This is a genomic window from Parapedobacter lycopersici (assembly GCF_024643285.1).
GTDB classification, from domain to species: Bacteria; Bacteroidota; Bacteroidia; order Sphingobacteriales; family Sphingobacteriaceae; genus Parapedobacter; species Parapedobacter lycopersici.
Map to the genome: position 1 here is coordinate 301,525 of NZ_JAMSLW010000002.1, position 25,618 is coordinate 327,142.

At 48.7% G+C, this 25,618-nt stretch carries 14 protein-coding genes; 10 read left to right on the forward strand and 4 right to left on the reverse strand.

Annotation, left to right across the window (positions count from 1 at the left end; translation table 11 throughout):
* Positions 1–294: 294 nt before the first annotated feature.
* From NEV57_RS05470 to NEV57_RS05510, 9 genes are all read left to right on the forward strand, one after another.
* The gene (locus NEV57_RS05470; protein ID WP_257657290.1) at positions 295–1,545 is read left to right on the forward strand and encodes an efflux RND transporter periplasmic adaptor subunit; all 1,251 of its coding nucleotides are present in this window, start codon (positions 295–297) and stop codon (positions 1,543–1,545) included.
* A gap of 7 nt (positions 1,546–1,552) precedes the next feature.
* Positions 1,553–3,931, forward strand: a complete 2,379-nt coding sequence (locus tag NEV57_RS05475; protein ID WP_257657291.1) for an ABC transporter permease — start codon at positions 1,553–1,555, stop codon at positions 3,929–3,931.
* A 71-nt stretch (positions 3,932–4,002) separates the two neighbouring features.
* Entirely contained in the window at positions 4,003–4,677 is a 675-nt protein-coding gene (locus tag NEV57_RS05480) for an ABC transporter ATP-binding protein (RefSeq protein ID WP_257657292.1), read from the forward strand.
* Positions 4,678–4,851: 174 nt separating this feature from the next.
* Positions 4,852–7,284 carry an ABC transporter permease gene (locus NEV57_RS05485; RefSeq protein WP_257657293.1) on the forward strand — a complete coding sequence of 811 codons (2,433 nt, stop codon included), beginning with the start codon at positions 4,852–4,854 and terminating at the stop codon, positions 7,282–7,284.
* A 152-nt stretch (positions 7,285–7,436) separates the two neighbouring features.
* The gene (locus tag NEV57_RS05490) at positions 7,437–9,809 is read left to right on the forward strand and encodes an ABC transporter permease (RefSeq protein WP_257657294.1); all 2,373 of its coding nucleotides are present in this window, start codon (positions 7,437–7,439) and stop codon (positions 9,807–9,809) included.
* Positions 9,810–9,848: 39 nt separating this feature from the next.
* Positions 9,849–12,302 (forward strand): ABC transporter permease, encoded by a 2,454-nt coding sequence (locus NEV57_RS05495; RefSeq protein ID WP_257657295.1) that lies wholly within the window; start codon positions 9,849–9,851, stop codon positions 12,300–12,302.
* An 80-nt stretch (positions 12,303–12,382) separates the two neighbouring features.
* Positions 12,383–14,767, forward strand: a complete 2,385-nt coding sequence (locus NEV57_RS05500; protein ID WP_257657296.1) for an ABC transporter permease — start codon at positions 12,383–12,385, stop codon at positions 14,765–14,767.
* Positions 14,768–14,996: 229 nt separating this feature from the next.
* Positions 14,997–17,372 (forward strand): ABC transporter permease, encoded by a 2,376-nt coding sequence (locus NEV57_RS05505; RefSeq protein WP_257657297.1) that lies wholly within the window; start codon positions 14,997–14,999, stop codon positions 17,370–17,372.
* Between the two features lie 231 nt (positions 17,373–17,603).
* Positions 17,604–19,181, forward strand: a complete 1,578-nt coding sequence (locus NEV57_RS05510; protein ID WP_257657298.1) for a hypothetical protein — start codon at positions 17,604–17,606, stop codon at positions 19,179–19,181.
* A 69-nt stretch (positions 19,182–19,250) separates the two neighbouring features.
* Here NEV57_RS05510 and NEV57_RS05515 read toward each other — a convergent pair whose 3' ends face one another.
* The 3 genes from NEV57_RS05515 to NEV57_RS05525 all read right to left on the reverse strand — a co-directional run bounded on the left by NEV57_RS05515 (position 19,251) and on the right by NEV57_RS05525 (position 22,215).
* Complete coding sequence (locus NEV57_RS05515; RefSeq protein ID WP_257657299.1) at positions 19,251–20,048, reverse strand: hypothetical protein; 798 nt, start codon at positions 20,046–20,048, stop codon at positions 19,251–19,253.
* A gap of 5 nt (positions 20,049–20,053) precedes the next feature.
* On the reverse strand, positions 20,054–21,391 hold the full coding sequence (locus NEV57_RS05520; RefSeq protein ID WP_257657300.1) for an OmpA family protein: 1,338 nt from the start codon (positions 21,389–21,391) through the stop codon (positions 20,054–20,056).
* 230 nt (positions 21,392–21,621) lie between these two features.
* Positions 21,622–22,215, reverse strand: a complete 594-nt coding sequence (locus tag NEV57_RS05525; RefSeq protein ID WP_257657301.1) for a Crp/Fnr family transcriptional regulator — start codon at positions 22,213–22,215, stop codon at positions 21,622–21,624.
* A gap of 137 nt (positions 22,216–22,352) precedes the next feature.
* Between NEV57_RS05525 and NEV57_RS05530 the strand changes: the two genes are divergently transcribed.
* Positions 22,353–23,081, forward strand: a complete 729-nt coding sequence (locus NEV57_RS05530) for a LytR/AlgR family response regulator transcription factor (RefSeq protein WP_257657302.1) — start codon at positions 22,353–22,355, stop codon at positions 23,079–23,081.
* A 76-nt stretch (positions 23,082–23,157) separates the two neighbouring features.
* On the opposite strand, the gene NEV57_RS05535 is transcribed toward NEV57_RS05530, so the two are convergent.
* Positions 23,158–25,398 carry an inorganic phosphate transporter gene (locus tag NEV57_RS05535; RefSeq protein ID WP_257657303.1) on the reverse strand — a complete coding sequence of 747 codons (2,241 nt, stop codon included), beginning with the start codon at positions 25,396–25,398 and terminating at the stop codon, positions 23,158–23,160.
* Positions 25,399–25,618: the final 220 nt, after the last annotated feature.

Here is a 25,618-nt window from a genome sequence, read left to right on the forward strand (position 1 = left end):
CCATAGCCTGTGCCAAACTAACAGGAAGCTGAAAAACAACACCTTATCGTATATGGTGTTCGCCTGAGGTGTTCGCAAACGGACACCCGCTGTCCGCTTTCGGATAGCTTTCATTTTTCAGCACCCGTGTTAATTATTGAAAATCAATGCATTAATTTTATGGCACAACATTGCATAGCTAATTGGCACGGATGAACAGGTGATGGCTGGCAAGGCAACCACCTGGCCGACGAGAAGGAAACAACAATAGAAAAGGACCGGAAGCACAGGACTGCCGGCTGATAGCTAAACAAAATGGACAGAACATTACCAAAGAAAAAATGGAACAGTAAACGGATTACCCTGGTTGCCGGTGTATTGGGTATCCTCGCATTAATATCCGCCAGTTATTATTTCACTTCCGGCAATTCGCAGCTCAACGTGGATGCCGAGCGCATTACCATATCCGAAGTAAAAGAAGATGCCTTCCGGGAATTCATACCCATTAATGGTACGGTATTACCGATTACGAGTATTTTCCTCGATGCTTCCGTAGGTGGCCGTGTGGAGGAAAAATTTGTGGAAGACGGGGCACACCTCAAAAAGGGAGATCCGATTATGCGGCTTTCCAATACCGACCTGGAGCTGAGCCTGGTAAGCCAGGAGACCCAGGTATACAATAACCTTACCCAGATGCAGATCGCGCAGACCAGCGCCCAACAGGCCTCTATTGCCACCCGCAACCAGATGGCCGATGTGGAAAATGCCCTGAAGGAGGCCGAACGGGTATATAACCTGAATAAGTATCTTTACGAGAAAAAGGCGATCGGTTCGCAGGAATACCAGAAAGCCGTGAATGAATTCAATTACCAGAAAGAGCGGCTTACGCTGACCCGCGAAAACGTGTTGCAGGATTCCATCCGCAGCAAGCAGTCGCTGGAACAGAGCAAGCAGGTGTACGGGAGTACGATGTCGGCACTGGAGCTGATGCGCCAGAAGGTGGGCGACCTCATCCTCCGTGCGCCCGTGGATGGACAGTTGACCTCCTTCGATGCTGAAATCGGCCAGAACAAAACACCCGGCGAACGCTTAGGGCAAATTGACGTGCTTACCGGATTCAAAGTGCGCGCCGACATCGACGAGCATTACATTTCACGGATCTATCCCGACCTTGAAGGCGAGTTTACCTTTGCCGGCAAGAGCTATCGGTTGGTCATCAAAAAGGTATATACCCAGGTAACCAATGGCCGTTTCCAGGTGGACATGGAATTCGTAAACGAGGTCCCTGATGGCATCCGCCGTGGGCAGACACTGCAGATCCGCCTGGCGCTGAGCGATGAAACAAAAGCCGTGCTGCTGGCCAAGGGCGGATTTTATCAGCAAACCGGCGGCAACTGGGTGTTTAAAGTTTCGGAAGACGGAAATACGGCGTATCGGGTAGACGTGCAACTTGGCCGGCAAAATCCCGACTATTATGAGGTGATCAGCGGGTTGCAGCCCGGGGATAAAGTGGTAACATCCAGTTATGAAACGTATGACCGCGTGCAGGAATTGAATATTAAGTAACAACGAGATGATCAGAAATTACCTTAAGATCGCATTCCGGAACCTGGTTAAGAACAAGGTCTATTCCACCATTAATATTACCGGACTTGCCATCAGCCTGGCGGCGACGATCCTGATTTTGCTTTGGGTATGGGACGAGCTGGGTTACGACCGGATGCACAGTAAGGCTGATCGCATTTATCAGTTGTCCAGTACTTTTGATATCACTTCGGATAATTTATGGCCGGTTGGGCCTCCGCCGCTGGCCGAATTTGGTAAAGCGGAGATACCAGGCATTGAAACTGCAACCCGTCTTTGGAAAAGCCGGGCGGTCATCACTACCATCAACGACAACCATAAGTTTACCGAAAAAGGTCAGCATGTTGACCCGGCTTTCTTCGAGATTTTCGATTTTCCGCTGTTAGCCGGAGACCGGCAGCATCTTTTTCCTGACAATCAATCCATTATACTAACAAAAGCATTGGCCAAAAAATACTTCGGCAACAATGAAGCGCTCGGGCAGACGGTGCTTGTAAACATGGACCCCCTTGTTGCAGCCGGGGAACGGAATTTCACAGTGACAGGCGTTATTGATGATTTCCCGCTGAATTCATCCATACAAACGGATTTTCTGCTGCCCTTTGATCTGCTCGATGAAATTCCGGGTACGGAAGGGATCTCCGAACAATGGGGCAACTTTGGCTTCCCAACTTATTTCCTATTAAAGGCAGGCACAGACCCACAAAAAGCAGCGAAACAGCTGGTCGACATTCACCGCAAAAACAATGAAAGTGAATTTTTCAACAGGTTAGTCTATTTTTTGCAGCCGCTTGAAAAAGTGCATTTATTTGACGCCAAAGGAACGGAACGGGGTATGCAACAGGTACGCATTTTTGTGCTTGTCGCCGGTATTATTTTATTGATTGCCTGCGTGAATTACGTCAATCTCATTACCGCACGTACCGCCCGGCGGGGAAAAGAGGTAGGTGTAAGAAAGGTCGTAGGAGCAAATCGCACCCACCTCTTTTACCAGTTTATTACCGAATCGGTTCTGGTATTTCTCATCGCAACGGTGCTTGCCATTGCATTGACATATGTGGGGATGCCCCTTTATAATAACCTGTCTGGCAAGGAGATGGAATTTAGCCTCCTGGATACGCGCATCTGGTTGCTGTTCGGCAGCACCCTGTTAGCGGTTGTGATACTGGCCGGCATCTATCCAGCGTTGCTGCTAACCACATTTAACCCCATACCTGCATTAAAGGGAATGATGGCCGGCATTGGAAAAAACAGCGGTTTGCGTAAGACGTTGGTTGTATTCCAATTCAGTTGTTCCATTATCCTTATCATTTCCACCATTATGATCAGCAGGCAATTGGATTACATCCGCCAAAAGGAATTGGGCTATGACAAAGCGAACGTATTCTTGTTTCCACAGCTCAATTTTTTAAGTCGGTTTGAAGCGATCCGGACGGAACTGGAACGCCAACCGGGCATTAGAGGTGTTACTGCGGCCAGCGGCGACATCAGTAACATGGATACGGGCACAGGCGACATCGAATGGGAAGGGAAACCAGCAACTATGGCGAATTACATGGTGAGCTACATGGCAATTGACCATAAATTCATGGATGTTCTTGACGTACAGCTGACTGAGGGCCGGGGGCTCACCGGTACCCCGGCCGATTCTGGCTATATGCTGCTCAACGAAACGGCGGTCAAGCAAATGGGACTGAAAAATCCCATCGGCATGTCTATTGTTTTCCGCGACCGGCCCCGCACAGTCATCGGTGTAATAAAGGATTTCCACTTTAACGACTTAAAACAGGCTATCGGACCCTGTGTTTTGTTTTCGGATTCACGTTACGCGCTCGGAGGTATGTATGTCAAAACTTCGGGGACAGATGCATCATTAGCTTTGGATGCCGTAAAGAAACTATGGAAGCAGTATAACAGTGCATTCGAGTTAGATTACCATTTCATGGATGAATCGTTTGATAATTTTTATAAAAGCGATATTCAGGTGGGAAAACTGTTTAACATATTCGCCGGCATCGCCATTTTAATCTCCTGTCTCGGCCTATTCGGACTGGTGACATTTACGGCGGAAACCAAGGTGAAGGAAATCGGCATACGCAAAACACTCGGCGCCAGCGTGACCAATGTGGTGCTGTTGATATCGCGTGACTTTCTCCTGCTAGTTGGTCTGTCACTGTTAGTCGCTTTTCCAGTTGGCTGGTGGATGATGAACAGCTGGTTAGCCAATTATGTATACCACACCGGTATCGAATGGTGGGTATTCGTTGTTGCAGGAACGGCCGCCTTCGCCATTGCAGCTATCACGGTATGCGGAAAGTCCGTAAAAGCGGCGCAGGAAAACCCAATAAAAGCGTTAAGAACAGAATAAGTTAACTATAAACACATGTGCCCGCGCGCTCAGTTTAACTGATGCAGCTAAGGCCAATTGCTGATAACAACATGATCAAAATCTCCAATCTCCAAAAATTCTACCGCACCGAGGAAGTGGAAACGGTAGCGCTCAACGACCTGAGCATCCACGTCAAAGAAGGTGAATTCGTTGCCGTCATGGGACCATCGGGCTGCGGAAAGTCGACACTGCTGAATATTGTTGGTCTGCTGGACGACCTGGATGAGGGAAGCTACCTGTTTAACAATATTGAGGTGGCCAAATTCAACGAACGCAAACGTTCTGATCTGCGCAAGCACAATATCGGTTTCGTGTTCCAAAGCTTCAACCTGATTGATGAGCTGACGGTATTTGAAAACGTGGAACTGCCGCTGATTTATACAAAAGTACCTGCGGCTGAACGTAAAAGACGGGTGGAGGAGGTGCTGGAAAAAGTGCAGATCATGCACCGGCGCAATCACTTTCCGCAGCAGCTCTCCGGCGGACAGCAACAGCGGGTGGCCGTCGCCCGTGCCGTGGTAAACCATCCCAAGCTGATCCTGGCGGATGAGCCCACGGGTAACCTTGATTCGAACAACGGTAACGAGGTAATGCAGCTGCTGACGGAGCTCAACGAAGCGGGAACCACCATTGTAATGGTAACGCACAGCGAGCACGATGCCCGCTTTGCCGACCGGGTAATCCGCATGCTGGATGGCCAGGTGCTGATGGAGACGGTGGGGTAGGTGCTGTTTTAGCCTATTGCTCCCCGTCTGGATCCGGGGCGCTTCGCTGCCGTCTCCAAGGCCGGGATCGCAACAGGCTAAAACAAATAGTGGGTGGAAGCGAAAGAATAACGGCGAACTACTTTTAACCGGAGGACAATGCCAAAGCTAATTGCTAACGGCTAACAGCTATAAATGATGAAAAATACGCTCAAAATCACGCTACGAAACCTGAACAAGAGCAGGCTGTTCACTGCACTCAATGGTATTGGGTTAGCGGTGGGACTGGCCGGATTCATGCTCATTGCCGCCTATGTAATCGATGAGCTGAGCTTTGACCGTTTTCATGAAAATGCCGAACGGATTGTACGTGTTGATGCCCATATTGGCATCGGCGAAAGCAGCCTGGACATGGCACAGACCAGTGACATGATGGGCGGGGTATTAAAGAATGACTATCCCGAAGTGGAGGAATATGCGCGTATCTATGCCGCAACAGGATCGAAATTAATCAAAAAACAGACGCATTGGATTAATGAACCCAGTGTAGCGCATGCAGATTCCACCTTCTTCCGGGTGTTCACGTTCCAGGGGATAACCGGCGACATCCAAACGGCACTGGCCGGCCCCAACAAGGTGGTGCTTTCCGCTTCAGCCGCCAAAAGGTATTTTAACACCACGGATGCGGTTGGCAAAACGCTGGAAACAAATGACAACGGGAATACCGTGTATGAGGTGACCGCAGTCATCGAAGATATGCCCCGGAATTCGCATTTCCGGTATGACATGCTGTTTTCCATGGACAATGCCCATTATGGCGACTGGGGCGAATTTTTATCCCATAATTTTAACACTTACCTCCTGCTGCGGCCGGGAACGGATACGGAAGCACTGGAAGCGCGGTTGGAACAATACGTTCAAAAATACTGTTTGCCCGCGGCGAAGGGTATCATGGATATTTCCAGCATGGAGGAGTTCCGTCGGCAGGGTAATCGGTTCTATTACGCGCTTACACCGCTTACTGACATTCACCTGCATTCAAACCTGACTGGTGAACTGGGGCCGAATGGCAATATCCAGTATGTGTATATTTTCGGGGCGATATCCCTGTTCATCCTGCTGATTGCCTGTGTGAACTTCATGAACCTCTCGCTGGCCCGGTCAGCTAACCGCGCCAAAGGTGTGAGTGTTCGCAAAGTGCTCGGCTCCTCAAAAGGAGCATTGATTGGGCAATTCCTAGCCGAGTCTGTCTTCCTGTCGGTATGCGCAACTGTACTGGCACTGCTGCTCGTTTTTGCCATTCTGCCCCTGTTCAATACGATTTCGGGCAAGTCCCTCATTTTTGCCGACATCATAAATTGGCGCACGCTTCCGCTGGTTCTACTGCTGTCGCTGGGCACCGGCGTGGTTGCCGGCTACTACCCGGCGTTGTTTCTTTCGGCAGCCAAACCGGTAAAAGTGCTGAAATCGCAGACTGTTATTGCATCAGCAAAAAGCCCCATGCGCAATGCACTGGTGGTGTTTCAATTTACCGCTTCCATTGTCCTTATCATCGGCACGTTGGTCGTTGCCCGTCAACTGCAATATATCCAAAGCAAACAGCTGGGTTACGAGCGTGAAAACATGATCCTCGTTAACGATTACTATGCGCTGGGCAACCAAACGAAAACATTCCGGGACGAGGTGCTGCAACTATCGGGCGTAAAAATGGGTACGATCAGCGGATTCCTGCCGGTGTCGTCCTCAAACCGCAGTGACAATACATATTCCCGCGGGGCGGTGATGTCGGGCACCAATTCGGTATCCATGCAGAGCTGGCGGGTAGACGATCAGTACCTGCCTACATTTGGCCTGGAGCTGAAAGCGGGGCGGAATTTTGACCACACCCGGCCTGCGGATTCAACGGCGGTGATCCTGAACGAAATTGCAGTCAGGAACCTGGGCTACACCGGTGATCCCGTTGGCGAAAAACTTTATTTCACCTTGAATGGCGAGCCGGTGGCATACGACATTATCGGCGTGGTAAAAGATTTCAATTTTGAATCGTTGCGCGATCCCGTAACACCGCTGGGCTTTTTCCTGAAGGATCACCCGATACAGGCTGCATTTAAGGTACAGCAGGCCAATATACCGGCGTTGATCAGCCAGATGGAACAGCTGTGGGATAACATGGCTCCCGGATATCCATTTTCCTACCGGTTTATGGATGACGCATTCGACGCCATGTACCGCAGCGAGCAGCGGACAGGGCTATTAAGTTTGTGTTTTTCTACCATAGCCATCCTGATTGCCTGTCTGGGCCTGTTCGGCCTCGCCGCCTTCACCGCGGAGCAACGCACAAAGGAAATCGGTGTCCGCAAGGTACTGGGTGCTTCGGTATCCGGCATCGTGCAGTTGCTGTCCAAAGATTTTATAAGACTTGTGCTGTTTGCCTTGGTCATCGCCTCACCCATTGCCTGGTGGGCGATGAACCATTGGTTGCAGGATTTTGCCTACCACATCGACATCCAGTGGTGGATGTTTGCGGTGGCTGGCCTGGCGGCCGTGGTGATTGCTTTACTGACGGTGAGTTTTCAGGCTGTAAAAGCGGCGGTGGCCAATCCGGTCGAATCTTTACGTGATGAGTGATCGGTGGTTTGTGATCAGTAATGAAAACAAGTAAAGGGTGATGGGTAATTGAATAAGCAGAAATGAAGTAGCATCAGGGTAATGGAGTAAAAATAGCTGTAATGGCATGGTGGGTTACTACCATCGGCCACCAACCACTGAAAACGAAAAAAATGATAAAGAACTATTTCAAAACCGCGTGGCGAAGCATCGTAAAAAATAAGTTTTATACGATGATTAACGTGATCGGGCTATCGTTAAGCATAGCTACGTCATTGGTTATCTTCTGTATCATCCGTTTTGAGACAAGCTTTGATCATTATCACCATGCATCCGACCGCCTGTATAAAGTGATGTCGCACGATGTCTTCGGTGAATTAAATTCCCATATTCCCCAAGGATTGATGAAGGCCCTTCGTCAGCAGTTTCCAGAAATAGAAAAGGCAGCTACGGTGTATCGTTTTGATCCCTCGGTTATCCATGCGGGTGAACAAAACTTCAAAGCGGAGAACTCCTATTTTGTACACCCGGAGTTTTTTGATATGATCGATGTGGAATGGGTAAAAGGTTCTCCGGATGTTTCGCTTACCCAGCCTTACCAGGTTGTATTGGATGAGCCTACCGCGCTCCGTCTCTTTAATGGTGACGCTATGGGTAAAACCATCCGATATGACAATAAATTTGACGTAACTGTATCAGGTATTATTAAAGCAGTTCCACCGAACTCAGACTTTCAGCTGAGGTTCATTTTTTCGCATGAAACACTGGCAAAATATATGCCTGAAATGGCCAATGCGGATTATTGGGATGGTGGGGATTCCTGGCATCAGGGTTACGTCTTACTTAAGCCTGGCGTAAATCCGACTGATATTGAATCGGGTATTAATAAACTAATTCAATCTTATCTGGCCGACAACAAAACACATTACAAAAGCTTTACCTTATTACCTTTCTCTGCAATCCATTTTGATACCATCACCGATATTTTCAATTATGCAACCCCGGGATGGCTGTTATATGTTTTAGGAGGTGCGGCAGTTTTACTATTGCTCATTGCCTGTATTAATTATATCAATATTGCCATGGCACAGGCTATGTTGCGTGACAAGGAAACAGGTATACGAAAAGTACTGGGCGGAACCCGATGGCAGATTATCGCCTCTTTTATGGTTGAAACAGCGGTGATTGTGTCCATATCCTTAATCGTCGGCGTTTTCCTGGCTAACGCAATGCTTCCTTACTCGGGCCAGTTATTAAATACACAGGTATCATTGGCCGACTATTGGGATATCGGTGCTATACTTTTTATAGGCTGCACCTCGCTTTCGCTTTGTGTGGTAGCGGGTGGATATCCCGGATGGATGCTGGCACATTTCTCACCTGCAAAACTCCTCCGTACCACGCTGTTTGTCCCTCGCGCAGGAGGATTTGCCCTGCGGAAAGTATTGCTGGTGTCTCAATTTATCATCGCACAGTTGTTGATAATCTGTACAATCATAGGCATCCGACAGGTAAACTACCTTTATGATAAAGAATTGGGATTTGATAAAACGGGCATTATAGCCGTCAATATGCCCAACGCTGAACATATTTTCAGGGAACGATTACGGAATAACCTCTTGCAACATCCAGCAATTAAAGAAGTAACATTCGGTTTAACTACGCCATCAAGTATTCATAACTGGTGGTGGGGACAGGTTAAATACCCAGGCCTGATTCACGGTGAGGAGCAGTTTCGCCAGCAATTCGTCGATACGAATTATTTTAATTTTTTTAATATCGCTTTAATTGCGGGACGTAATTTTAATCAGGCTGACACCACAAGAGCCGTCGCGATGATAAATGAAAAAGCCGCACACGAAATGGGGCATTTAAACGCGTCGGCAGCTATCGGAAACCGCATAGAAATGTGGGGCGACACGTATGAGGTTACCGGGGTTGTCGATAACTACATTTCCCAAAGCCTAAAAGAAGACATTACACCACATATTTATTTTTACAATGGCCGCTTCTTTACAGCCATGATCCGAATAGCTCCGGCAGAGCGCAGTGAGGCAATAGCGGCTATCCGCGAGGAATGGAAGCCGATTTTTCCAAACAACTTTTTTGAATACCGCTTCCTGGATGATGAGTTAAAAACCTTTTACAGCGGGGAAAACAAGTTTGCTGGCATGCTCTCCTTATTCACGGTAATAAGTGTGATAACCAGCTGTTTGGGGATATTCGGGTTGGTTTCGTTTATCTGCCGACGCAAAACGAAGGAAATTGGGATCCGTAAAGTGCTTGGCGCGTCAGTAGTTCATATCGTGCGGATGCTGGCATCCGATTTTATGAAACTTATTGCTGTAGCTATTCTTATTGCCTCCCCTATTGCGTGGTGGGCTATGAATAAGTGGCTAACTGAATATACTTACCGCGTGAATATAGCATGGTGGATTTTCGCTATTGCGGGATTGATAGCAGTTGTTGTTGTGACAATTACTGTAAGCTTCCAAACTATCCGGGCGGCCGTGGCCAACCCCGTGGACTCGTTGAGGGATGAATGATGTTGCAATAAGCTATAAAGCGGTATAAAGCATACAACAATGATAAAGAACTATTTAAAAATCGCCTGGCGGAACCTCGTGAAACACAAGTTGTATTCCGCTATTAAGATCGGGGGCTTTGCCTTTAGCATTGCCGCCTGCGTGTTAATCACTTTATTTATCCGGCATGAAATCAGCTATGATCGCTCGTACCCCGATTCGGATCGACTTTACCGCGCGGTCATGTCCATCAACGATGACAAAGGCGATCCGCGAGAAGGCACCTCATTTATGGCGCCTTTTGCGCCGACGATGAAAGCTAACTTCCCCGAGATTGAACACGCAGGACGGCTGTTACCCAATCCATTATTTGGCGCAGGGAGTAATCAGGTGTCCACGGCAGACAATCCGGAAAGCCTGCATGAAGACGGAATTGTATATGCCGACCAGGAATTGCTAAATGCCCTTCAGCTCCCCATGATTCAGGGCGATCCGCAACATGCCTTGGATGAGCCCAATACAGTGGTATTGACCGCGACTAAGGCAGGTAAATATTTTCCGGATGGAAACCCTGTCGGTAAGGTCATCTACCTGAACGACAACAAGGAAAAACCGTACACCATTAAGGGTGTGCTGGAAGATATTCCTAGCAATTCACACCTTTATGGTTTTGATTTTTTCCTTTCACTGGCCGGAGAACCGTTTTACCCGGGAGAACAGACGAATTGGCTGGCCACCAATTACGTGACATACTTTAAGGTAAAATCCGGAACAGACTTGAATCAACTGGCAAAAAAAATGGTTTCGAGTGTCATGGATACCTATTATATTCCCGCCCTCCAGGGAGCCGGAATGCAGGTAGCTATAGCCCGGGTAAAATCAGCAAAACTCATATTCCAGCCCGTATCGGATATTCATTTGCATTCGCATGAGATTGCGGATTACGATGTAACTACAAGGAACAGTGGCGACATCCGCTTTGTGTGGTTGTTTGGAGGTGTTGCCGGATTTATTCTGCTGATTGCCTGCGTCAATTTCATTAATTTGTCTACCGCCAAATCAGCCAGCCGTGCCAAGGAAATCGGTTTGCGGAAAGTAGTCGGGTCGTACCGCAGCGGGCTCATCCGGCAATTCCTGACCGAATCTACATTATATAGCCTGCTTTCCATTGCACTGGGCGTCCTGCTGGCGTGGCTGTCCTTGCCGCTTTTCAATCAGCTGGCCAACAAACAGCTGGTATTCCCTTGGGACAACCTGTGGCTGGCTCCCATCATTGGGCTATCCGTGATCATTATTGGGCTGCTTTCAGGACTTTACCCGGCTTTTTACCTCTCGGGATTTAAGCCGGTGCAGGTGTTGAAAGGTCAATTGAGCCGGGGCGCTAAAAATCCACTGCTGCGCAATGGGCTGGTGGTGTTTCAATTCACGACTTCCATCATTCTGATTGTGGGAACACTGATCATTAATAATCAGATGCAGTTTATCCTGAACAAAAAAATCGGGTTTGACAAAGATCAGGTGATGGTGATTCAAGGCACCCACACGCTCGGTGACCAGCTACAGACGCTGAAAGACGAGCTGGAAAAGCTTCCGGAAGTACAGCATGTTACGGTGGGCGATTACCTGCCTGTACAGATGGGTGGTGTAAAACGCAACGGCAACCCGATTTGGAATGAAGGGAGAATCAATGAGGATGTTGCCGCCCAGGGACAGTTCTGGGAGGTAGATGATGATTATTTGCCGACGCTGGGCATCCAGCTGATTGACGGGCGCAACTTTGACAAAAATAGAGCCGCTGATGCCGACGCGGCAATCATTAACCAACGGATGGCCAAATTACTCAACCTGGAAAACCCGGTTGGTAAACGCATCACCAACGGCGGGAAAAATATGCTGGTTATCGGTGTGGTGGAGGATTTTAATTTTGAATCCATGCGTGATGAAGTGGGTGGGGTTGTCCTCGCGCTGGGTAATAGTCCCACGATGATGGCAGTGAAGTTGAATGGGCAACACATGGCTGAATCAGTTGCGGGTATTTCCGCATTGTGGAAAGAATTTTCACCTAACCAGGCTATCCGGTTTACCTTCCTCGACGAAAGCTATGCCGCCATGTATGAGGGTGTGCAACGCACGGGAACGATTTTCACATGTTTTGCCGTATTGGCCATTATGATTGCCTGCTTAGGGTTGTTTGGCCTCGCTGCCTTTACCACCGAGCAGCGTACGAAGGAAATTGGTATCCGCAAGGTGCTCGGTGCATCGGTTACGGGCATCGTACAGCTCCTGTCAAAAGATTTTATACGACTTGTGTTGTTTGCCTTGGTCATCGCCTCGCCAATTGCCTGGTGGGCGATGAACCAATGGTTGCAGGATTTTGCTTACCGCATTGAGATCCGGTGGTGGGTATTTGTCCTGGCAGGGTCGGCGGCAGTGCTGATTGCATTGCTGACGGTAAGTTACCAGGCCGTAAGGGCAGCCGTAGCGAATCCGGTCAAGTCGTTACGCGACGAATGATCGGGCATTGTTGCAATAATGAGTTACAATAACACACGGGTTGCTGACTACTGGTCGTTAACCACCGAACACGAAATAAAATGATAAAAAACTATTTCAAAATCGCTTGGCGGAACCTGGTGAAAAGCAAAGGATACAGCGCCATTAATATCGGCGGTCTTGCTGTGGGTATGGCAGTGGCCCTGCTCATTGGCCTTTGGGTACATGATGAGCTGACATTTGATCAGTACCATAAAAATTATGCCCACATTGCGCAGGTGATGCAGCATGCTAACTTCAACGGCACTGTGCAGTCACAGACATCCAATCCGGGAGTAATGGGACCCGAGCTGCGCACTAAATACGGGAGTGATTTCAAGTATGTCGTCCAGGCTTCATGGCCGGGCAGCCATTTGCTTTCCGTCGGCGATAAGCACCTGACTCAAGACGGGATATACTTTGAACCGGACGGTCCGGAAATGCTTACGCTTAACATGCTGGAAGGTACACGGGCTGGTTTAACAGATCCGCACTCCATTATGCTTTCCGCCTCCGCAGCCGAATCGATGTTCGGTAAGGAAGACCCGATGAATAAAACCATTACGCTTGACAGGCATTTTGAAGTAAAGGTTACCGGGGTTTATGAAGACCTGCCGGACAACACATCGTTCCGCAACTTGAAAATTATCATGCCGTGGGAATTGTGGTATATTCAGAACCCCTGGGGTAAAAACATGAACAATCCCTGGGGAAGCAATTTCAGCCAAACTTTTGTGCAAATCGCGGACCAGGCAAGTATGGAAGAGGTGTCTGCGAAAATTAAAAACGTCAAACTTGATAATGTCAACGAAGGAGCTAAAAAATACCAATGGGTAGTGTTCCTTCACCCGATGCAAAAATGGAATCTGTACAGCGAATTCAAGAACGGCGTGAATACCGGCGGAAACATCAGAAATGTCCGGCTGTTCGGCATCATCGGTGTGTTTGTGCTGTTGCTGGCCTGTATTAATTTCATGAACCTGGCAACTGCCCGGAGTGAAAAACGGGCGAAAGAAGTGGGCATCCGAAAAACGGTAGGCTCCTATCGCAGTCAATTAGTATTCCAGTTTTTTGCGGAATCTTACCTAGTTGTATCACTTGCCTTCGTGCTGTCTCTGCTCCTTGCGCTGCTATTTCTACCCTTGTTTAATGATGTGGCGGGTAAGCATATGGCCATCCCCTGGTTAAGTCCGTTGTTCTGGTCGGCCAACCTGACCTTCATTTTGATTACCGGGTTGCTGGCGGGCAGTTACCCTGCGCTGTATCTTTCCTCTTTCCAGCCATTGAAAGTGCTGAAAGGAACGTTCCGCGTGGGCAGGTTTGCCACAGCGCCCCGAAAAGTGCTGGTCGTCGTGCAATTCGCGGTATCTGTCATGCTAATCATTGGGACAGTCATCGTTTACCAACAGATCCAATACGGCAAAGGCCGGCCCGTCGGGTATACCCGGACCGGCTTATTAAACCTGAATCTACAGGATGAAATAAAAGATCACTTCGATGTGGTAAGGACAGAGCTGAAAAACGCAGGGGCAATCACGGAAATGGCAGGAAGTTTCAGTCCCTTAACGAGCGTCTGGAATACCAATGGCGGCTTTGAATGGGAAGGCAAGGACCCGAATTTAGCGGTCGATTTTCCAAACAACTCCGTATCCTATGACTTTGGTAAAACCGTGGAGTGGGAAGTTAAGGCCGGTCGGGATTTCTCACGGGATTTTGCTACGGATTCGCTGGCATTCGTCATCAATGAATCGGCCGCCAAAATTATCGGATTTGATGAGCCCGTGGGAAAAACACTTCGGTGGGACGACGGTGTTTATACCATAATTGGCGTAGTAAAGGACATCCTGCAGGAATCGCCTTTTTTTCCGGTCCGGCCTACGGTATACCACCTGGGTGCCTCCGGCAACCTGTCAAACCTAGTGGTAAGACTGAACCCTGACCAAAGTACCTCCCAGTCAATACGCGCAATAGAAAAGATCTGGAAAAAATACACACCCACCGTGCCGTTTGATTACCAATTTGTAGATCAGGAATTCGGAAACAAGTTCATGGCGGAAGAACGGATCGGGAAGCTTTCTTCTTATTTCGCCGTTCTTGCCATTTTCATTTCCTGCCTGGGATTGTTTGGCATGGCAAGCTTTGTGGCGGAACAACGGACCAAAGAAGTTGGCATCCGCAAAGTATTAGGCGCCAGCATTGCGAATCTTTGGGGGTTGCTTTCAAAAGAATTTGTGGTGCTCGTCATTGTGGCCTGCATGATCGCTACCCCGATTGCTTATTACTACCTGCATAGTTGGCTTGCAGGTTATGATTACCGGGTCACAATCAGCTGGACCGTATTTGCGGTAGCCGCTGCTGCTGCGCTGGCTATCACGCTGGTGACAGTAAGTTTCCAGGCGATAAAAGCGGCGGTAGCTAACCCAGTCAAGTCTTTGCGCAACGAATAAGCTGCGCAACAGCAAGATCCCGAAGGGTTTGGGGATAAATGCATTGGGGGATGAGTGACCGGAGATACGGGGTCGGCGAACGGTGATCTGTGATCAGTAGTGAAAACAGGTGATGATTGAATAAGTAGAAACGACGTAGCACCAGGATAATAGCGTAAAAATAGCTGTAATTAACGGTTTGCAATAGCACGGTAGGTTACTGACCACCGGCCAATGAACACGAAATAAAATGATAAAAAACTACCTAAAAACCGCACTTCGGAATCTAAGACGGCATAAGTCGTTCTCGCTACTGAATATTGCCGGGCTGTCTATTGGCATGGCGGCCAGCATTTTGATACTATTATGGGTACAGCATGAGAAAAGCTACGACCGCTTTCATGCACATGCCGGTCAGCTGTACCGGATCGCATCGATAGCCAGTGAAGATTTCCAGGCGGCGGTAAATCCAGCAGCCATGCCTGCGGGACTGCAGGCTGAAATCCCATTTATCAAGAATACTGTCCGGCTCAGCCATCCTTCTACCAATGTCTTTGAATACAACGACAGCAGGTTTGAGGAAAAAAATGGTTTTTATGTGGATTCCACATTTTTTGACGTGTTTTCCTTTCCGTTAGCCGCAGGCAGTGCCAATACCGTACTTCAGCGACCTGATGCCATCCTGATCACGGAAGATATGGCCAAAAAGTATTTTGGGAACGCCGATCCGATTGGCAAAACACTGCGGAAAAATAACAGCGAATGGGTTACGGTAACCGGTGTACTGAAAAACCTGCCTTCCAACTCGCACCTCCAATTTGATTATATTATGCCGATGGCCGCAATCGCCCACACGCATAATGACCTAATCAACAATGCGTGGGGTAACTTTAATTTCTATTCCTATCTGCTATTGGATGAAAGTTTCCATCCTTCAGCTGCCAATCTGAAACAGTTTGAAGCGCAGATAAATGCCATCTACAAAGCGAATGCAAGCCCGACGAAAATAACCTTCAGGTTACAGCCCATCACAGACATCCACCTCCACTCTCACCTTCAGGTAGAATTGCCCGGCAATGGCAATGTCCAGTATGTAAATATTCTCTTCGTGGTTGCCATCTTTATCCTGGCCATCGCCTGCATCAACTTTATGAACCTGTCTACGGCGCGTTCTGCAAGACGGGCCCGGGAAGTGGGATTGCGAAAGGTGGTGGGCGCAGCACGCTGGCAGCTGATTACCCAGTTCCTTGGCGAAGCCATTGTGATTGCGTGCTGCTCCCTGCTGATCGCCATCACCCTGGTTTGGCTGACGCTTCCGCTGTTCAATCAATTGGCGGGAAAGGAACTGGAAATCAGTTTTGACGGAAAACTATGGTTCCTGCTAATCGGCATTGCGCTGGCGACCGGACTGGTTGCCGGCAGTTATCCGGCGCTGTTCCTATCCGGATTTCAGCCCATCAAGGTACTGAAAGGGAAGCTCAGGCTCGGCGGAAGCGCTAATTTACTTTTTAGAAATGTACTGGTTGTATTGCAATTTGTTGTGTCTATTGTATTAATTGTGGGTACCATCGTGGTCTATAATCAACTGGAATATATCAAAAAACGGAATGTCGGATTTGAAAAGTCAAACCTGGTATATGTACCAATTAAGGGGGATTTAGCCAGCAAGCCCGATGCCTATCGGAACGAATTAAGCCGACTGTCGCTAACGGCGGATTTTACCATCATTGACGATGTGCCTACCAACCTGACGACGGGCATCATGGACGTACAATGGGAAGGCAGGGACCCCGAGTCTTCCATCGTCATCCCCACATTAGATATCGATGAAAACTTTGTGGATGTTTTCCAGGTGGAGATGGCGGCCGGGCGGGCCTTCTCTCGGGAATTCAGCGGTGATTCAAGCAATTTTATCATTAATGAAAAGCTGGCAAGCATCATGGGACTGGATGCAGAAACAGCCGTCGGCAAGCCGCTGACTGTTTGGGGCCAGCAGGGCATGATCGTCGGCGTAACGAAGGATTTTAACTTTAAACCCATCCAGCAGGCGGTTGAGCCGATTATTATGGAATTCAACCGGTGGCCGTGGGACGGCAAAGCAGTCGTACGCACAAAACCAGGTGCTACAGAGGCCACTATCAAGGCACTGGAAAACATCCATACCAAGCTGGATCCTACATATCCCTTTTCGTATCACTTCCTCGATCAGGACCTGGAGAATCTTTACCGGGGAGAGCAGCGGCTTGGCAGTCTGTTCAACTTGTTCGCCGGCCTGGCTATCTTTATCTCCTGCCTGGGGTTGTACGGGCTGTCGGCCTTTATCGCTGAACAACGGGTTAAGGAAATCGGTATCCGTAAAGTGCTGGGTGCTTCGGTGGGCAGTGTAGTCCAACTGTTGTCGCGGAATTTTGTTGGCCTGGTGATGATTGCCATCGTTATCGCTATTCCGGTTGCGTGGTACATGATGAATAGCTGGTTAATCAGCTTCGCCTATCGGATAGACATTGGATGGCCGGTATTTCTACTGGCGGCCACGATCGCCGTAGCGATCGCTCTGCTAACGGTAAGCTACGAATCGATCAAAGCGGCGGTAGCGAATCCGGTTGAGTCTTTACGCGACGAATAAATTATGCAATAGCAAGGTCCTGTTTCCGGGACCGATTCGTTGGGGAAGGCTGTTGAACAGCTTTCCCTCTTCGATTGACATCCCTTTTTATCGGCTTTCCCAGCTGCTTGTCGACCCTAAACGTATCTTATCGATTCACAAACCACGACCCTGGGGGAATGGCTTTCTTTGTGAAAAAAATCGAAATGATGTGTCATCAAATTATGCAAACCTCAACCTACGGGGAAACGGTTGAGCTACCCGCCCTGGCAGGTACTGAGCAGGCTGAAGTACCACCCCCATGCCCCTGTATCCACACAGGTCAGTGTCTACGTTCTCCGGCATACATACTGGATATGCCGGTTCTGGAAGCCCATATTCTTTTACTACTTGGAATTGACTGATATGCGCCTTTTTACCATCGCAATAGTACTGTGTATGCTGACGATTAGTACCGAGGCCACATTAGCTAAACCAGCGGAACAGGATAGTACGACCGTGTATCCACTGCAAATCGACCTGCCTATACTCGACCTGCCATTCCAGCGAGATGCGGCACGCGCGGGAGAATTGTTTGACAGTTATTCGATGCAGCAGGCACTGGCAGTGACACAGAACCTACACCGCGTTAACTACCACTTTAACAATAAACTCTGGCAGGGTATCATCCGTCCGGACAGCAAACGAAGGCACGTGTATAACCGTATTGCCGCTAACGTCACTTCCGGTCTGGTTGATTATGTATTTACCTACTACGGTATTGTACTCTCCGCACAATGGATGCACGAGGAATTCCACCGAGCCGGATTAACCATCAAAGGCATATCGTCTTATGACGAAACGTATAACCGCTTCAATGGCGGATTTGCCAACGGGTCGGTGAGCCGCGTAAAGGACGAAGACCTCATCCGACTGAAAAAGGAGGTTCCCCAGGCGCTGGTCCGTAGCTTTGCCGCCGGTATTGAAAGCGAATTCCTGTTATTGCGGGGACTGCAGAAGGACAACTTTTTCAGTGGATCCAAGTATGCCAATATTGCGTTGAACATCCTGCTCACCAAGCATGCGATCAACTATGTGAACCAATTCAAACAAAAAGACTATAATGCCAGCATCGACAGTATGAATGCGCATGGGCTGGCCGTGGCCGACCGTGATTTCGTGGGCTGGGACTTTACCCCATGGGTATACGATCTGCACCGTCCGGATGAGCCTTACGAAGCCCGCGGCAGGCATCCGAGCGGTGTGGGGATAGACCGGGCGATCAAGACCACGTCACTGACCGACGAAGAGTATCGCTACCTGGAACGGATGGGCAGGATGCAATATCTCAACTTCCTTTCACCGTTCATGATCGGAGTCAACCGCATCCGGCTGAATGACCAAACGGCATTCAACGTGGCCGTAAGGCATTACCTCAATTCTTTTGGATACGACCTAACGGCGGATTTTTTCATTGACCACCGCGAAAAGCAATACCTAGTCAGTCTGCATGGGTATCGTAACAAATACCGGTTGCTGCCGGGTGTTGAAGTGGAACGGAGCCCTTATGTGGTCCGTATCAATGGACAGAAACCTCTTTTATTGCAGCCGGCAGTGCTATTATGGTTGCAACCCAACGGCTTTTATGACCGCAAAGCCCGGCCCGGCGGCCTGTTTCGTGTGCAGGGCTCCTATGCGCTGGATAACATCTGGCGCATTGTTGCAGTAGCTGAAGGAAAGACCAATGGCTGGGTAGCGGGTAACCCTTACCTTGATGCGAAGGCCGGTTTCCGCTTCGGGGTATCGGCTTCTTTCAATACGGGGAGCAGACGCATCGCGACGCTGATGTAATGAGCGCCGACACAGGATGCCAAATGCGATACGCTGCTGTGCCGCTGCTTATTAAGCGCGCTGATGGCATTACCGATACGGTTGCAATGCTTCCACCAACTCCCGATAGTCCTTTCGTGTCAATCCCGGCCCATCGGTAATTTCCCATAGGGCACTTTGGATCAGGGTATAAATGATCCGCCACTCCGGTGTTTTATAGTCTTCGTCGAACATTTCCTGCGGATTATAGTGCTGTGTGAGCCGTAGCTTGGGATAATCTTTCAGCAAATCCAGCAGTTTGCGGACGTTCGGGTCGGTTGTAACCATTCCCAGTCCGTACATGTCTTTGCCAATGGGATAGTCCTGCGTATCCCACTGCTGGTTTTCCTCCCAAGGGAATGCCATGGAATAGTTAAGACAACCCAGGCCAAGGTATACGGTAGTCGTGTCCGCGGGCGTACTGATATCCACATAAGTAGGTGGCACCTGAATGCGTACGGCAGATGTTAGGATACCATTCTGTGTGCGCCCTTCATGCTTAAACAGGCAAATCAAACCACCCGGCACTTCGACGGTGACCGTTACGTTTAAGTTATTGACAAAGCTCACGTCGGCATAAAACGTATTCAGGCTTCCGTATAGCAATCCCAGGTCCGGATCGAATGGCTTATCCGGTCGAGCCACCACTTCAATTCCCTGGGGCAGCTCCCAGGGTATGCCTGAAGGGATGCCTCCTGTATCCCCTAAACCAGGCTGATCTTTCGATGAAGGGATGACAATATCCCAGTCGTTTCCTTCTTCCAGCGGATCGGGCATGCCCGGACCTTCGCCTTTACCACAACCTACCAATAGCCAAATCATCGTGGTGTAATACATCCATTTATTCATTGTTGTTATAATTTAATAAATTCCACTCTTCTGTTTTGTACCCGGCCCGCTGCGGTTTGGTTATCGGCTACCGGCTCAGCTTCGCCCTTGCCGCCTGTTTCCAACCTGTTGCCATCGATCCGGTATTCGGTCTGCAGCATTTCGCGCACGGCGGCGGCACGGTGTTCGCTGAGTTCAAGATTGGCTTTATCATCGCCCACTGCGTCTGTGTGGCCAATAATGCGGACACGGATATCCGCGTGCTGGGTGAGTACGGCTGCAATGGCTTTCAGTACACCGGCAGATTCCGGTTTAACCGCCGCCGAACCGGTATCAAACAAAATGCCTGTCGTGCTGAATTTACCTTCCTCCACCAGTTTATGCCGGGTATCGGGCAACCCTCTGGAAATTTTGATATTGCCGAAATACACGCCGATCTGCTCGTCATTGTAGGGACTGCTACCCAGCTGGAAATACAATTGGTTAAACTCACCTGCTTTGGGGATGCCTTTTGGTACATCATATAATTTTTCGCCGTCCACCCAGATGCGCAGCCGCTCCTTCTGTCCCTGGATGGCGACGTGTGATACTTTCCCGTACCATTGGCGCACCGATTGATTCCTGGTGGGCGGACTATTGAAATACCGGCTATATTTCTCGTAACTCTCGAGCACGACATTTCCGGCATCGGCAAGCGGGGAGACTTCCATATAAAAAGATTTATCACCCTTCGGGTCGGACAAAAGTTTGTTGGAAGTCGCGGACTCGCTACCTGAAGCCAGCAGCCCAAACTGAAACGACGGTGGCAGCCAGCCTTTGAAATCGTACTGCAGTACCATGTCGAATTCCACTGTAAAGTCAGGACCGAAAGGTTTTTCGTTATCTGTTAAGACAACCGTGCGCTGCGCCATGCGCAACCATTGGCCGGGAATCCCACCCAGGCTGACAATCACCGAGCTACCGTTGCTATTCCATCCGGTCGGCAGCTCGCCGATGGCCTCTCCGGAAAAGTCGTTAGCGTACAATACCGAGTCGCCCGGAACAAAATCATACTTGCTGAATGCTTGGATAGCTGTCGTTGGGTTATCGGTCGTGTCATTTCCGGATACCGCACGCTCACCTGCCGCGGGCTGGCCATCCGGCTCCTCGGTTTTCCCACCTTCCGTTGCCGATTCGATGGCCTTATCGACTCCTTTGGAGACCGCCTTTTCAGTTTCGTTCAATACTTTCTGCGTAGCAGCCTGTGCCGCCCGATCTTTGATTTTGCGAAGAATAGACTGCGCCTGCACCGCTGTCGGCACAGCGCCGAAAAGTACGGCCACCATTGCGGCAATTACCACTTTGTTCACTGATAGATGCTTCATGACATTAAAATTAATAGTCACAAAGCTAGCTGCTCCGGTCAACGAGCGCCTCCCGTTTCGATAAACAGCAATATAACGGCATGAACGCATTATAGCTTCGATGAAGCTCCGGTTCCACTTGTCAGTGTCTTTGTGGCTTCATCGACTCCATAAATCGTTTATCAAAAAGCAAGCAACGGAAAAGGATCCGGTGTCAGAGAGCTGCCAGTGGATGGCATCGGACTCAACAGCTATTTCTGGCCAAGCGTCTTCCTGATCCGGCTTAGGCTGTCCTGGTGAATCGCCAAAAATGAAGCAATATATTTCAGGGGTACCTGCTGAATGACCTCCGGCTGGGTGTCCATTATTTTTTTATACCGTTCTTCTGCCGTCATACATATCGCATCAATCTGGTTGTCCTGCAACCAGGTCAACAGCCGATCCATGATGGCCAAATCCATGTCATACATCCTGGGTATCGCTTGTTTTAATAACAGGGCGCGCTCCTTATCCCATACCAAGACATCGATTTCAGTCAGCGACTCCAACGCGCAGGTGGATAACTGTCCGCTCTGGAGGTATAGCGGCGTAGACAAAAAGTGATTTGTGGACACAATACCCAATGTGTGATCAACGCCCTTTTCCATCCGGTATAAGCGTGCAATACCGCTGTTCAGGAAGTACAGCGTATTAACCGCTTTGCCCTGCTCCATAATAACGGTGTGCGGTGGCAAAACCCGGTGCTGCGTATGGGAGCTGATGAATTTGAACTCATCAGGCGTGAATAGTATTCCATACTGTTGCGCAATGTGGCAGACATTTTCAAAATGTTTCCGCGGTATCATCAATAAATAGTTTATTATCAGTCTAGTACAGCACTAAAATACAAAAAAAAGTGAACCGGCGCAATTTCTGACATATGTCAGTTTAAGGCGTGGTCGCAGCGGATAACTTTGTACAACCATTATAACGAATAAATACAATGGGAAAACAGACCATATTGATTGTGGATAGCGATCCTTCCGTTAGGCTGTGGCTGCGGGAATACATCAAGCACCAGCCCTATCCGTTTGTATTCTGGGAATGCTGCAATGGCCTGGAAGCCGAAAAGTACATCAACGCCTTACAGCCGGACCTGGTATTTATCGCGGTGCAACTTCCTGGGAAAAGCGGCTTTGCGGTCATGGACTCCGCCGAATACCAACCATCCGTGATCTTTACATCCACATCTACCCAAGATGCAGCGAAAGCATTCGAACATCAGGCAATTGACTACCTCATCAAACCATTGACAGCTGAGCGTGTAAAGCTCGCCCTGCAACGTTTTGATCATTGGCGGGGAGCTGCCCACAAAAAAAGTACTGCGAGCGAACCACAAATTAGTTATCCGGTACGGATCCTGGCAGAAAAAGGACAGCGGTTAACCAGTATACCTGTCAACAAGATTACGCACCTGAAAGCTGATAAAGATTATACCTGGATTCATATGCTAAACGGAGAATCCTACCTGAGTACCACCGGCATCGGTCAGCTCGAACGTAAGTTGAATCCGCAATGCTTTATCCGGATTCATCGTTCTTATATCATTAACATCGATCACATACAGGAGTTGTATCGCGATATCAGTAAACTTTTTGTATCGCTGCCGAACGCCATTGAAATCAACGTTGGCCGCAATTACATTCCTGCCGTAAAGGAGCTTATTTTTTGATCTTGATTTGGCAAAGACGAGGCGTTACCTTCGCTCAGTACTACCCAAATCAGAACAATTTTAATAGCGAGTATGTTTAGTTCTCAAACTTGTCGTAAATCTTACATATTCTGAAAAGTACAGCCTGGATATCCCGGCTCTGAAGGAAAATACTGGTCTGAAGCAGTGCCTGCTTACTGCCGATATCTTTGCGACGGATAATATCCAACTCATTCCCGAAATTGATATTGATGAATTCCCGGATTTCATTCCTGCTTTGGCGAAGCAGGGGTAAATCGGGCCCATCTTCTTCGTTGAGCTCATTTATCGCCAGCCGGAAAAATTTATCCATCTTATCTCCCAGTCCCTCCAAAGTAACAATAAAACCATCGGCAAGCGGGGCATGCAGGTTTTCGATATACTGTACGCTTTCCGCACTCATGAATTTTGCCGACTGGAGCATATCCTGTATGAGGTCGGCACCATGCACGATGACTTCGGCTGATCGGCGGTCTGCAGCACCTAGCTTCCGGATAGCCCGCAGGCTGTTACGCTTCAGCTTGTACGAGTATTTGATCAGGTCCATCAGTTCCCTATCGGTCTTCCGGATGGCCGACACATCACCCGCCCGTATCCCGTTCAGCACCGTACTGTAATGCCCAGAGATTTCAATGATCATCGTCACCAGCATGTTCTTGCTGCGGATGTATACGTCGAGGTCTGGCTCTTCCAGCAAACTAAGTCTGCTTCTTTCGATTTTCGATTTCTGCTCTCGATTAGCGAATTTTATGTTGGACACAATGATGTAAACGAGCACTACCCCCATCAATAGCCCGGTTGCCAACACTCCCTGAAAGATCACAAATACGAAAAAACCCGCTACCGAAAACGCAATCAACGCAGTGATAAACCACCCACCTATTACGCTGAGCACACCGGTGACCCGATACACTGCCGATTCGCGCCCCCAAGCCCTATCGGCCAGTGAAGTCCCCATGGCTACCATAAATGTGACATAAGTGGTAGACAGTGGCAGTTTCTGCGATGTTGCCCAAGCAATCAATATACTGGCCAATATCAAATTGGTTCCCGCCCGCACTAAATCGAAAGCGGGTGCATCCTCGTCAACCTGCGTAGCTTTGCTCAGCTTATCCCGTTCGAAACTCAGGTTGTATCGTCTTTTGACATTCCGTGGGATAACCGCATCGAATACATTTCCCAGCAGCATTGCAGTTTTGACCACCCTTCGCGATACGCTATTGGGTTTGAATCGGTCATCGTTGCCGTCATCACCTTGTTTACCAAGGTTTATTTCCGTCTCGGTTACCTTTTTCGCTTTCGCACTCAGCCAGAGTGTCAGCGCCATGACCACACCCGCTATCCCCAGCATATAATTGGGTACGATGACATCGCTTGTGGCCAGGTAATCTTGATACATTGCATCGGCCGGCACGCCGCTTCCTAACCAGTTTTGGTAGGCCAGCAACCCCGTAATTGGCACCCCAATGAAATTGACGAGGTCATTACCTGCAAACGCCATGGCTAGGGAAAAGGTTCCCGCGAGCACAACGATTTTGAGTGGATTTATCCCATACTGCCGCTGGAGCCAAAAGCATATCCCCGTCGCGACGACCAGCACCAGCAACATCACAAAGACTACATTATCAAGGATCATCCCCACCCACTCGCCTTGTGCCAATGTGGTTCCCTTAAGCCCTTTGATCAACAAGAAATAAATGATAATCGCGATTCCTACACCAGAAAACAATACGCCTAAGCTTTTTATCCGCGTTTCATATTGGAATGTAAACGCAGCGCGCATAAAGAATTGAACAATAAGCCCGGTTGAAAATGCGATGAGAATAGACAGGAAAATCCCAGAGACAATGGAAAAAGTGCTGTCCATGTTGATGTATTTCATCACTTCACCAATGGTTTCTCCCTTTTCAGCAGCAAACAGGAAGCCCATGATCATGGATGCGCCTAGTAATTCGAAGACAATGGAAACCGTTGTTGACGTGGGCAGACCAAGCGAATTGAAAATATCGAGCAGTACGATATCAGCCAACATGACAGCCAGGAAAATCCACATAACCTTGTCGAATGTAAAATGTTGAGGCTGGAAAATCCCTTTCCGGGCAATTTCCATCATTCCGCTGGAAAAAAAACATCCGATCAGAATACCCGCCGAGGCGATGAGGATAATATTCCTGTAGGTAGTGACCTTACTGCCGATTGCTGAATTCAGGAAATTAACGGCATCATTACTGACACCCACAATCAAATCTGCGATAGCCAACACAAGTAGTACCGCAACGATAAACAACATGTAATCCATAGAAGCTACTATCTACTTATTCGTATTGCAAAAATGTAAATTTATTGTTATCAGATAATTTCCAATAAGTTAAGTTAATGTTAATAAAAACTAAGTAAAATACAAGGAAATGAATTTCCCTGATAAGGTAATTCCGTCCGCCCAACAGTATTTCATCACTCGGCCTGTAACCTTGTTTGCACAAAAAATACAAATTCCTTTGTTCGCATCCGAACAATAT

What these genes read in the sequence shown, in the direction of transcription:
- NEV57_RS05480 (WP_257657292.1), top strand. Translation starts at nt 4,003, where the DNA reads ATGATCAAAATCTCCAATCTCCAAAAATTCTACCGCACCGAGGAAGTG.
- NEV57_RS05490 (WP_257657294.1), top strand. Translation starts at nt 7,437, where the DNA reads ATGATAAAGAACTATTTCAAAACCGCGTGGCGAAGCATCGTAAAAAAT.
- NEV57_RS05475 (WP_257657291.1), top strand. Translation starts at nt 1,553, where the DNA reads ATGATCAGAAATTACCTTAAGATCGCATTCCGGAACCTGGTTAAGAAC.
- NEV57_RS05485 (WP_257657293.1), top strand. Translation starts at nt 4,852, where the DNA reads ATGATGAAAAATACGCTCAAAATCACGCTACGAAACCTGAACAAGAGC.
- NEV57_RS05495 (WP_257657295.1), top strand. Translation starts at nt 9,849, where the DNA reads ATGATAAAGAACTATTTAAAAATCGCCTGGCGGAACCTCGTGAAACAC.
- NEV57_RS05470 (WP_257657290.1), top strand. Translation starts at nt 295, where the DNA reads ATGGACAGAACATTACCAAAGAAAAAATGGAACAGTAAACGGATTACC.
- NEV57_RS05515 (WP_257657299.1), bottom strand. Translation starts at nt 20,048, where the DNA reads ATGAATAAATGGATGTATTACACCACGATGATTTGGCTATTGGTAGGT.
- NEV57_RS05505 (WP_257657297.1), top strand. Translation starts at nt 14,997, where the DNA reads ATGATAAAAAACTACCTAAAAACCGCACTTCGGAATCTAAGACGGCAT.
- NEV57_RS05500 (WP_257657296.1), top strand. Translation starts at nt 12,383, where the DNA reads ATGATAAAAAACTATTTCAAAATCGCTTGGCGGAACCTGGTGAAAAGC.
- NEV57_RS05530 (WP_257657302.1), top strand. Translation starts at nt 22,353, where the DNA reads ATGGGAAAACAGACCATATTGATTGTGGATAGCGATCCTTCCGTTAGG.
- NEV57_RS05535 (WP_257657303.1), bottom strand. Translation starts at nt 25,398, where the DNA reads ATGGATTACATGTTGTTTATCGTTGCGGTACTACTTGTGTTGGCTATC.
- NEV57_RS05525 (WP_257657301.1), bottom strand. Translation starts at nt 22,215, where the DNA reads ATGATACCGCGGAAACATTTTGAAAATGTCTGCCACATTGCGCAACAG.
- NEV57_RS05520 (WP_257657300.1), bottom strand. Translation starts at nt 21,391, where the DNA reads ATGAAGCATCTATCAGTGAACAAAGTGGTAATTGCCGCAATGGTGGCC.